We start from the raw sequence: 9,321 nt of genomic DNA, 5'->3' as shown, positions 1-9,321 counted from the left end.
GCTGCAGTTGCGCCTTGAAGGCCCGCGCGCACAGCAGGTAGCCCGTCAGGTTCACCGACAGCACCGTGTTCCAGTCGGCCACGCTCACGCTCTCCAGTGTCCCAGCCTTCAACAGGCCGGCGTTGTTGATCAGGGCCGAAACATCGCCCATCTCGGACTGCACTTTTTGGGCCGCCTCCAGGGTCTGCGTTTCGCTCGAGATGTCGCACGCGATGGCCAGGATGCGTTGGCCTTGAAGACCCCATTCCTGCTGCAGGACATCGGCCTGGCGTCGTGCGCCTTCGGCGTCGCGGTCGATCAGCGCGACATGGGCACCGGCTTCGAGCAGCTGCCGGGCAACAGCGGCGCCGATGCCGCTGGCCGCTCCGGTGACGGCGCAGACGCGGCCCTTCAGGCCAAGCCAGTGGGGGGGTGTTGATGACATACCTGTCTCCTGATTGGAATGCGGTTCATTGTTCGGTCCGCGCCGTTTTTCTGGTTTGACGATCTCGGCCACCAACAGGACAATTCATGCATTAACCGGATCTGCTCATGGCCACCCGCATTCCCAACTACGCGCTCTACGGCGACCAGGACGCACCGGCCTGGTCCAACTCGTTCAACTTCGAGTGGATCCCGCAGCGATCGGCCCCCTACCAGTGGGAAATCCAGGTTCACCGCCACGACGCTTTTGTGCAGTTGCTGCTGCTGACCGCCGGGTCGAGCGAGGTCCGCATGAACGGTGCGCGCATTCCCGCGCGCGCGCCCTGCCTGATCATGGTGCCGGCCGGGGCCGCGCACGGGTTTCACTTCTCGCCGGATGTGGACGGCCCCGTGGTCACCGCGACGCAGAAGGTGCTGGAGTCGCTGTCGGCGATCCTGATGCCGGACTTGGTCGACACGATCCGCACCCCGCGCGTGATCGCCCTGTCGGAAGACCCGGGCGCGCAGGCCTCGCTGATGCCGCTGTTTCTCGCGATCGAGCACGAATCGCGCACGCACAACACGGGACAGACCGCCGCGGGCATGGCCCTGCTGACCGCCCTGCTGGTGCAGGTGGCGCGGCTGGCAGGTACCGGCGCTTCCACCGGGATTGCGGGGCCCACCACGGGCTCGCGCAAGCAACGGCAGATCCAGCAGTTCCGGGCCCTGCTGGACCGCGACTTCCGGCACCACCGCCCCGTGCAGGGTTATGCCGACGCGCTGGGCCTGACGGCCGGCCAGCTCTCGCGCATCTGCCGCGAAGTGCTGGGCATGTCGGCACTGGACGTCATCAACGCCCGGCTGGTGCACGAAGCCCAGCGCGAACTGGTCTACACGGTGAGCAGCGTCAAACAGCTGGCAGCCGAACTCGGCTTCGAGGACGACGCCTACTTCAGCCGCTTCTTCAAACGCCACACCGGCCTGAGCCCGCGGGAGTTCCGCGCCCAGGCGCTGGCGCAGCTCGCCAACCCCTCGACCGCCTGACAGCCCGTCCCCGGGCAACACAGGCCCGAGGGTCTTCAAGCTGCGCAACCGCACGAGACTTACCGATTTCTCAGCCGCTTGTACCAACCGGTCTGGCTGACCACCGTGAACACCAGGGCGGCCAGCAGGATGGCCGACAGCGGCGTGGTGAAGAACTCGGTCACGAACAGGCCGACGTCTTCGCCGGTGGACAGCATGGCCTGCCGGTAGCTGCGGTCCATGATGGGGCCGAGGATCATGCCCAGGATCACCGGCCCGACCTGGAAGCCGTACATCTTGAGCAGGTAGCCCAGCAGGCCGAAGCCCAGCATCCAGTACACGTCGACCGGGTTGTTGTTGATGGCGTAGGCCCCCACCGCCGACAGCACCAGGATCAGCGGCAGCAGGATGGGCTTGGGCGTCTCAACGATCTTGGCGAAGATCTTGATGCCGGTCAGGCCGAAGATCAGCAGGAAGATGTTGGCCAGGCACAGCGAGCCCACCACGAACCAGAACAGGTGCGGGGTCTCGATCATCAGCATCGGTCCCGGCTTCAGGCCGTGGATGTAGAGCGCACCGATGATCACGGCGGTGACCGCGTCCCCTGGAATGCCCAGGGTCAGCATGGGCACGTAGGCGCCGCCGACGGCGGCGTTGTTGGCCGACTCGGGCGCCACCAGGCCTTCGTAAGCGCCCTCGCCAAACGGGCGCGACGGGTTTTTCACCGAGCGCTTGGCGTGGTCGTAGGCCATGAGCGCGGCGATGTCACCACCGGCACCGGGCAGCGCGCCCACCACCACCCCGATGGTCGAGGTGCGCGTGGCCAGACCCAGGTGCTTGCGCACCAGGCCCCACGGCGGAATGATCTTGCTGACGTTCTGCTTGATGGCCTTGAGCTTGAGGTCGTGGATCTGCGCGATCACCTCGGCCACGCCGAAGAAGCCGATCATGGCGGCGATGTAGGAGATGCCTGCCGAGAGCTGCAGGCTGCCGAAGGTCAGGCGCTGTTCCCCCGTCATTGGGTCGAGACCGACACAGGCGATCAGCGCGCCCAGGGCGCCGGAGAAGATGCCCTTGGAGAGCGATTCGCCCGACAGGCTGCCCACCAGCAGGATGCCCCAAAGCGCCAGCAACAGGTATTCGCGCGGGCCGAATTTCAGCGCCAGGCTGGAGACCGCCGGGGCGGCCACGGCCAGCGCCAGGATGCCGATGAAACCGCCGTAGACTGAAATCACCGTAGTCAGGCCGATGGCCTGGCCGGCTTCACCGCGCTTGGCGAGGGGGTAGCCGTCCAGGCCCGTGGCGATGGCCGAGGGCGCGCCGGGGATGTTCAGCAGGATGGCGGTGCGCGAGCCTCCGTAGACACCACCGAGGTAGATGCCGGAGATCAGCGCCAGGGCTTCGTTGACGTCCCACTTGAAGGTGAACGAGATCAGGATCGACACCGCCATCGTGACCGACAGGCCCGGGATGGCGCCGATGTAGATGCCGGCGAAAGTGCCCAGCGCTGTCAGCGCGAGCATCCTGATGTCCAGCCAGGACATCAGAAAGTAACCCAGGGCTTCCATCATTTGAGCAACTCCGGCAGGTAGGGGCCGACCAGGCTGCCCGCGGGCAACACGACCGAGAAGGCGGTGCGGAACACCACGAAGATCACCGCCAGCGTCACCAGGCTCACCAGGAAATTCAGGCCGATGCGGCGACTGCCCAGCACGGGCATCGAGATCACGAGGAACAGGTAGGAGGCCACCAGGAAGCCCAGCACCTCCAGCAGCAGCATGTAGGCCACGATGAGGCCGGTGAATAGCACCAGTTGCAGCGGGAACAGCTTGCGCACCAGTTGCTGCACCCAGCCTTCGCCGTCATCGAGCACCAGGCGGGCCCGGGCGGTTTTGACCAGGCTCATCAGTCCGGTGACCAGCATGGCCGCCGCGCACAGCATGGGAAACACGCCGGGTGAGGTGATGGATGTGAACTGTGAAATGCTGTAGGAAGCCCAGAGCATGAACGCGCTGAAAAGCACGACCAGGGCCATGAAGGTCAGCTCACCGGGCAGCCGCGGATGGCTGGTGTGCATGGTGTTCTCCTCGTTGTGGTGATCAAAGGGTGCCCAAGGCGGTCCGGGCGAACCCTTCGCCCCGGACCGCCTGAACCCGCTGCCGCGTCAGGGCTTGGCAATGCCCAGCGTGGCAGGGTCCTTCTTGGCCGCGCCGGCACCCTGGTAGAGCCACGCCGTGGTGGACTGGAACTTCTTGATGAAGGCCTCGGCCTCGGCACCGCTGATGTTCAGCATGGTGGTGCCCCGGCCTTCCATCATGCTGCGGTACTGCGGGTTCTCGCCCGCCTTCTTGAACGCGGCGATCAGCTTGGCCTTGACCGGCTCGGGCGTTTCCTTGCGCACGAACACGCCGTACCAGGAGCCCCAGGGCAGGTACTTGGTGATGCCACGCAGCGACGGCGCGTCGGTCATGGGCGCAATTCCCTGGAAGGGCTTGTCGCTGAGCACGCCCAGCGCCTTGAGGCGGCCGGCCTTCACGTGTTCGATGGCGGAGCCGGAGGCGATGAAGCCGAAGTCCACGTGGCCACCCTGCAGGGCGGCGATGGCCGGACCGTCACCGTCGAACGGCACCTGGATGGTTTCGAACTTGGTCAGCGTGCTCATCATGGCGTTGATGGTGAACGGCACGGTGCCCTGGCCCGCCAGGTACTGCTTGGCCTTCTTCGGGTTGGCCTGGACAAAGCTCAGCAGGTCCTGGGTGTTGGCCCAGGGCGCGTCCGGACGGGCCACCAGCAGGATGGTGTTGGCCACGGCGGCGATGTTGATCGGGGTGAACCTGTCGTAGTCGAAATCGGCCACGCCCATGACACGGAACAGCGACTGCGGCTCGGCCCCCATCAGGATGGTGTACCCGTCGGCCGGCTGCTGCAGCACGAAGTTGGCCCCGATGGCGCCCGAGGCACCCGGCTTGTTCTGCAGCACGATCTTGCGGCCCAGCGCCTCTTCGGCATAGGGCGCGTAACCGCGCATGGCCACGTCTGTGCCACCGCCGGCGCCCCACTGGATCACGGCGGTCACATCGCGCTCGGGGTAGTTCTGGGCCTGCGCCGGGGCGCTCAGACCGACCAGGGTGGCGGCGGCCAGTGCGGCGCCCAGGAGTTGACGTTTGAACGGCTGCATCGGATGTCTCCTTCGAGTGGTGAGGGGTTTGAAGCCCTGAATGCCCGGGCTCAGGGGCTGGAATGTAGAACCGGGGTCTTGGTCCGGTCCATGCAAAGCGGTTTGAATTGATCGTCAATCAGACAAACCTGATCGAATATCGATCAATTTTAGGGTTTCCCCGTAAGCCGGGTCCCCGCGTGCCGCGCCGCCAGCGACGCGAACACCAGCCCGGGGCCGATGGTGATGCCCGGCGCCGTGTAGACGCCGCCCATGATCGAGTGCATGTCGTTGCCGACAGCGTAAAGACCGTCAATCGGTTGGCCCGTGACGTCCAGCACGCGGGCATCGCCGTCGGCGGCGAAACCGGTGGCGGCACCGATGTCGCCGGGGTAAAGCTTCACCGCGTAGTACGGGGCCGTGGTCAGCGGGCCGATGTTGGGGTTCTTCGTGCCGGCGGTGGCATCGCCGATGTTCTGCTGGTAGGCCGTCTCGCCGCGGTGGAAGCGCGGGTCGACACCCGACGCGGCGCAGCGGTTGATCTCGTCCACGCTGGCTTTCAGGCCCACGGCATCGATGCCCAGCGCCTGCGCCAGCTCGTCCAGCGTGGCGCCCTGGATGAGGTAGCCATCGGCGAGGAAAGGCGCCAGATCCTTGGCACTGGCCCCGGGGCGCACCATGCCGATGCCGTACCGGTTCAGCGCGGTCGCGTCGCACACCAGATAGGCCGGGATGCTGGGCGAAACCTGGTTCGCCGCCTGCATCGCCAGACCGAACAGGTGGTAAGACGTGCTTTCGTTGACGAAACGCTGGCCCGCCTGGTTCACGGTCAGCATGCCGGGCTTGGCACGGTCCATCACGAAGTGCGGAAACACCGCGGTGCTGCCGTCGGCACGCGGGCGCAGCGACACGGGCGCCCAGAAGGCATTGCTCAGGGCGCCCTGGCCGTAGGCCGCACCGACCGCCTGGGCCGGCGCGTGGGCCGTGCCGGTATGGCCCGGTGCGGCGGGGCACCAGCCCATGTCGGCACCGGGCAGCATGCGTGCGCGCAGTTCGGCGTGGCGGTTGAAACCGCCTGAAGCCAGCACCACCCCGCCCTTCGCCGCCACGGTGCGGCGGTCGGCGCCGGCCTGCAGGGTGAGCCCGGTCACGCCCTCGTCGCCACGTTCGAAGGACGCGACCGCGGTGTTGAGCAGCAGGGTCACGCCCGACTGCTTCGAGAGCGAATACAGCAGGCGCGCGACGAGGGCATTGCCCATCACCAGCCGCGTGCCGCGCGGGTACGACAGGCGGTCCATGCCGTGGCGAACAATGATCTTCAGCGCATGCCGGAACGAGGCGAAGGACTTGCCCAGCGCCAGCAGGTGGTTGATGTCGGTGCGGTCGACCATCATCCCGCCGAGCACGGTGAATTCGGGGATCGGCGGGCGCACCAGCTTGAACAGGTCACCGAGCAGGCGACCGTCGAAGGGCAGCGGTTCAAGCGCCCGACCGGCCAGGGTCGAGCCTCCCAGGTCGGAGATGTAGTCGGGGTGCTTGGGGTACGGCCGGAACTTCACCTCGGTCCGGGTTTCCAGGCAGCGCACCGCCTCGGCCCCGTGGTCGAGAAAGGCCTGGCGCAAGGCCGCGGGCGTGCGGTCACCGATGGCGTTGGTCAGGTAGCGGGCAGCGTCGGCCAGCGTGTCGCTCGGGTTGACCTGGGCCGCGTGATGCGTGCCCGGCACCCAGGTGGTGCCGGCCGACAGCGCCGTGGTACCGCCCACATGCCCGGTGCGCTCGACCAGCAGCACTTTCCGGCCATCGAGCGCCGCAAACAGCGCCGCCGCCATGCCGGCGCCGCCGGCGCCGACCACAACCAGGTCCTGCGCCGAACCGGCCGGCAGCGCCTGAAGGGATGAAATGACTTGCATGGTCAGGCCCCCAGCAGGAAAGCGACCATGAGGTCGCGCACGCGGGCAAACATGTCGGCACCGGTCATGGTGGCGCAGCCCTTTTCGCGCGCGGCGGCGATGAAGCGGGTAACCACCGGGGCGGTGATGACGCAGCCGCAGAACATGGCGGGCGTCAGCTTCGCCACATCCAGCGGGTAGGGGTCGCCGTCTTTCATGCCCACCGGGGTGGCGTTGAGCACCAGATCAAACCCGGTCGGGTCGGCGCTGCCGTGGCCCACCGGGCACCGGCCCAGGCCGGCCAGGCGATCCACCAGCGAACCACGGCGCTGGTCATCGGGGTCGTGAATGGCCAACTGACTCACACCGGCCATCACCAGCGCGTGGGCGATGGCCGAACCGGCGCCGCCGGCGCCGACCAGCAGGGTTTTCTTGCCCGCCGGCTCGCACCCCTTTTCCTGCATGGCGGTGACGAAGCCCAGGCCATCGAACATGTCGCCGTGCCAGGTCCCGTCGGCGTTGCGGCGCATGGTGTTGACCGTGTGCAGGAAGGCGGCGCGCTCGGAGGTCGTCGCGCACAGGTCGGTGCAGGCGAATTTGTGCGGCACCGTCACGATGATGCCGTCCACGTTCTGGGCCAGCGAAGCGCCGCGCACCCAGTCGGCCAGATGGGCCGGCGACACGTGGGCCGGCACGCAGACCGCATCGCGGCCATGGTCGGCAAACGCCTGGCTCACGCCCGCAGGGGATTTCACCTGGGCAATGGGGTCGCCCACGATGTAGTGCAGGCGCGTGGCGCCGCTGAGGTTCTGTGTCATGTGTCTCGCTCGGATCTGCAAGGGATCGGGTGGTTGATCTGGATCATATGCAAAAGTGGAATTGTGTTCAAGTATTGAATGTTGTTCTTTTTTTGACTAAACTTGGTGCCGGAGACAACACACGACCATGCACACCGTCCGCCTTCTGGTCATCGGTGCCGGCGCCATCGGCCGCACCCACATCGACCGCATCCAGCGCACCCCCGGGCTGACCCTGGCCGGCATCGCCGACCCGTCGGACGCCGGCCGCCAGCTCGCCGAGTCCCTGGGCGTGGACTGGGCACCCGACCACCTCGGCGCCCTCGAACGCTTCCAGCCACAGGGTGCCGTCGTCGCCACACCCAACCCGGCCCACGTGCCCATGGCCCTGGACTGCCTGGCGCGCGGTGTCGCGGCGCTGGTCGAAAAACCGGTCGCCGACGCGGTGGCCGAGGCCCAGCAACTGGTCGACGCACAGGCCACCACCGGCGTGCCGGTGCTGGTGGGACACCACCGCCGCCACAACCCGATCAACCGGCAGGCGCGCGAGACCATCGCCAGCGGCCGGCTCGGCCGCATCGTCGGCGCCAACGCCATGGCCTGCTTCTACAAACCGCAGGGTTATTTCGACATGGCCTGGCGACGCGAGCCCGGCGGCGGCCCGGTGCTGATCAACCTGATCCACGAAATCGACATGCTGCGCTTCCTGTGCGGCGAGATCACCCAGGTGCAGGCACTCGCCAGCAACGCGGTGCGCGGCTTCGCGGTGGAGGACACGGCGGGCGCCCTGCTCCGCTTTGCCAGCGGCGCGCTCGGCACGCTGCTGCTGTCCGACACCGCGGTCGCGCCCTGGTGCTGGGATTTCTGCGCCAGCGAACAGGACCAGTACCCGCGCCAGGATCTCAACACCTTGTTCATCGCCGGCACCGAGGGCTCGCTCTCGCTGCCCGACCTTTCCCTCTGGCACTACGAGGGCGAGCGCCACTGGCACCACCCGATCACGCGCGAGCAACGCACCGCCCTGAAGGCCGACCCGTACACGCGCCAGTTGCTGCATTTCGCCGCCGTGATCTGCGGCGAAGAGGCCCCGCTGTGCAGCGCGCTGGACGGCCTGCGCACCCTGCAGGCCACGCGCGCCGTGCTCGACGCGGCCGCCAGCGGCACCGCGGTTTCCTGTACCGTCTGAGGTTTTCCTGCACCCACGGAACACCCACCATGAACGGCGTCCTCGAACGAACCCTCGGCATCCTCGAACTGCTGTCGCAACACGGCGAAGGCATGGAGCTGGCCGCGATTGCCGACCGGCTTGACATCCCGCGCAGCGGTGTGCACCGTCTGCTGGCCGACCTGGTGCGGCTGGGCTATGTGCGCCAGACCCGCGGCCATGGCGACTACCTGCTGACCACCAAGCTGGTGAGTATGGGGCTGTCCTACCTGAGCAACTCCGGCATCGTGGACATCGCGCAGCCGCTGCTCAACCAGTTGGCCGAGGTTTCGGGTGAACTGGTGCGCCTGTCGGTCGTCGATGGTGAGCGCCTGACCTGGGTGGCCCGTGCCCAGGGCGCCCGCCAGGGCCTGCGCTACGACCCGGACATGGGCTCCGACGCACGCCTGTCCTGCTCGTCCTCCGGCTGGGCCTGGATGTCCACGCTCAGCGACGACGCCGCACTCGCCCTGGTCGCCAAACAAGGGCTCGGCGCGCCCGAACAGTTCGGCCCCAAAGCGCCCACCAGCCTGCAGGCGGTGCTCGACGCCGTGCACCAGACGCGCGAGCAAGGCTACAGCCTCACGGTGGACACCTACAGCCTGGGCCTGTCGGCCATGTCGGCACCCGTGCGTTTTGCCGGCCAGCCCGCCATCGGCGTGCTCACCATCGCCGGCCCGACGGTGCGCTTCACCGCCGAACGCATGCAGTCGCTGGTGCCCGAGCTGCTGTCCATCGCGGCCCAGTTGGCCGCCGCCAGCGGCGCTTCGCCCTTCTTCAACCTCACGGCCGAGACCGCCGCCCCGGGCGACGTCAAAGGCCGCAAGCCCATCTACGCCGTCTGACGGC

9 protein-coding genes are annotated in these 9,321 nt (G+C 67.5%); 3 read left to right on the top strand and 6 right to left on the bottom strand.

Going from position 1 to position 9,321, the window contains the following annotated elements; all coding sequences use genetic code 11:
• Window positions 1–424: SDR family NAD(P)-dependent oxidoreductase (locus QQK43_RS17635; RefSeq protein WP_284308806.1), on the bottom strand; the 424-nt coding region annotated here is incomplete at its 3' end.
• Window positions 425–531: 107 nt separating this feature from the next.
• Here QQK43_RS17635 and QQK43_RS17630 point away from each other — a divergent pair.
• Window positions 532–1,446: a helix-turn-helix domain-containing protein gene (locus QQK43_RS17630; protein ID WP_284308805.1), complete on the top strand. Its 915-nt coding sequence runs from the start codon at window positions 532–534 to the stop codon at window positions 1,444–1,446.
• Between the two features lie 59 nt (window positions 1,447–1,505).
• Here QQK43_RS17630 and QQK43_RS17625 read toward each other — a convergent pair whose 3' ends face one another.
• The 5 genes from QQK43_RS17625 to QQK43_RS17605 form a co-directional block, all read right to left on the bottom strand.
• On the bottom strand, window positions 1,506–2,996 hold the full coding sequence (locus tag QQK43_RS17625) for a tripartite tricarboxylate transporter permease (protein WP_284308804.1): 1,491 nt from the start codon (window positions 2,994–2,996) through the stop codon (window positions 1,506–1,508).
• Complete coding sequence (locus tag QQK43_RS17620; RefSeq protein ID WP_234267397.1) at window positions 2,993–3,502, bottom strand: tripartite tricarboxylate transporter TctB family protein; 510 nt, start codon at window positions 3,500–3,502, stop codon at window positions 2,993–2,995. Before QQK43_RS17620 ends, QQK43_RS17625 begins: the two co-directional genes overlap by 4 nt.
• Window positions 3,503–3,589: 87 nt before the next feature.
• The gene (locus QQK43_RS17615) at window positions 3,590–4,603 is read right to left on the bottom strand and encodes a tripartite tricarboxylate transporter substrate binding protein (RefSeq protein WP_284308803.1); all 1,014 of its coding nucleotides are present in this window, start codon (window positions 4,601–4,603) and stop codon (window positions 3,590–3,592) included.
• A gap of 149 nt (window positions 4,604–4,752) precedes the next feature.
• Window positions 4,753–6,492: an FAD-dependent oxidoreductase gene (locus QQK43_RS17610; RefSeq protein WP_284308802.1), complete on the bottom strand. Its 1,740-nt coding sequence runs from the start codon at window positions 6,490–6,492 to the stop codon at window positions 4,753–4,755.
• A gap of 2 nt (window positions 6,493–6,494) precedes the next feature.
• A complete protein-coding gene (locus QQK43_RS17605; RefSeq protein ID WP_284308801.1) occupies window positions 6,495–7,289 on the bottom strand; it encodes a shikimate dehydrogenase family protein in 795 nt (264 codons plus the stop codon).
• A 127-nt stretch (window positions 7,290–7,416) separates the two neighbouring features.
• On the opposite strand from QQK43_RS17605, the gene QQK43_RS17600 reads away from it, so the two are divergent.
• Together QQK43_RS17600 and QQK43_RS17595 are read left to right on the top strand one after the other, a co-directional pair.
• Window positions 7,417–8,454, top strand: a complete 1,038-nt coding sequence (locus tag QQK43_RS17600) for a Gfo/Idh/MocA family protein (RefSeq protein ID WP_234267401.1) — start codon at window positions 7,417–7,419, stop codon at window positions 8,452–8,454.
• A gap of 29 nt (window positions 8,455–8,483) precedes the next feature.
• A complete protein-coding gene (locus QQK43_RS17595) occupies window positions 8,484–9,317 on the top strand; it encodes an IclR family transcriptional regulator (RefSeq protein WP_234267402.1) in 834 nt (277 codons plus the stop codon).
• Window positions 9,318–9,321 lie beyond the last annotated feature (4 nt).

It is taken from the genome of Hydrogenophaga electricum (assembly GCF_030160815.1).
Classification (GTDB): domain Bacteria; phylum Pseudomonadota; class Gammaproteobacteria; order Burkholderiales; family Burkholderiaceae_C; genus Hydrogenophaga; species Hydrogenophaga electricum.
This window is presented reverse-complemented; position numbering and strand designations above follow the sequence as displayed.

What these genes read in the sequence shown, in the direction of transcription:
- QQK43_RS17630 (WP_284308805.1), top strand. Translation starts at nt 532, where the DNA reads ATGGCCACCCGCATTCCCAACTACGCGCTCTACGGCGACCAGGACGCA.
- QQK43_RS17625 (WP_284308804.1), bottom strand. Translation starts at nt 2,996, where the DNA reads ATGATGGAAGCCCTGGGTTACTTTCTGATGTCCTGGCTGGACATCAGG.
- QQK43_RS17620 (WP_234267397.1), bottom strand. Translation starts at nt 3,502, where the DNA reads ATGCACACCAGCCATCCGCGGCTGCCCGGTGAGCTGACCTTCATGGCC.
- QQK43_RS17615 (WP_284308803.1), bottom strand. Translation starts at nt 4,603, where the DNA reads ATGCAGCCGTTCAAACGTCAACTCCTGGGCGCCGCACTGGCCGCCGCC.
- QQK43_RS17610 (WP_284308802.1), bottom strand. Translation starts at nt 6,492, where the DNA reads ATGCAAGTCATTTCATCCCTTCAGGCGCTGCCGGCCGGTTCGGCGCAG.
- QQK43_RS17605 (WP_284308801.1), bottom strand. Translation starts at nt 7,289, where the DNA reads ATGACACAGAACCTCAGCGGCGCCACGCGCCTGCACTACATCGTGGGC.
- QQK43_RS17600 (WP_234267401.1), top strand. Translation starts at nt 7,417, where the DNA reads ATGCACACCGTCCGCCTTCTGGTCATCGGTGCCGGCGCCATCGGCCGC.
- QQK43_RS17595 (WP_234267402.1), top strand. Translation starts at nt 8,484, where the DNA reads ATGAACGGCGTCCTCGAACGAACCCTCGGCATCCTCGAACTGCTGTCG.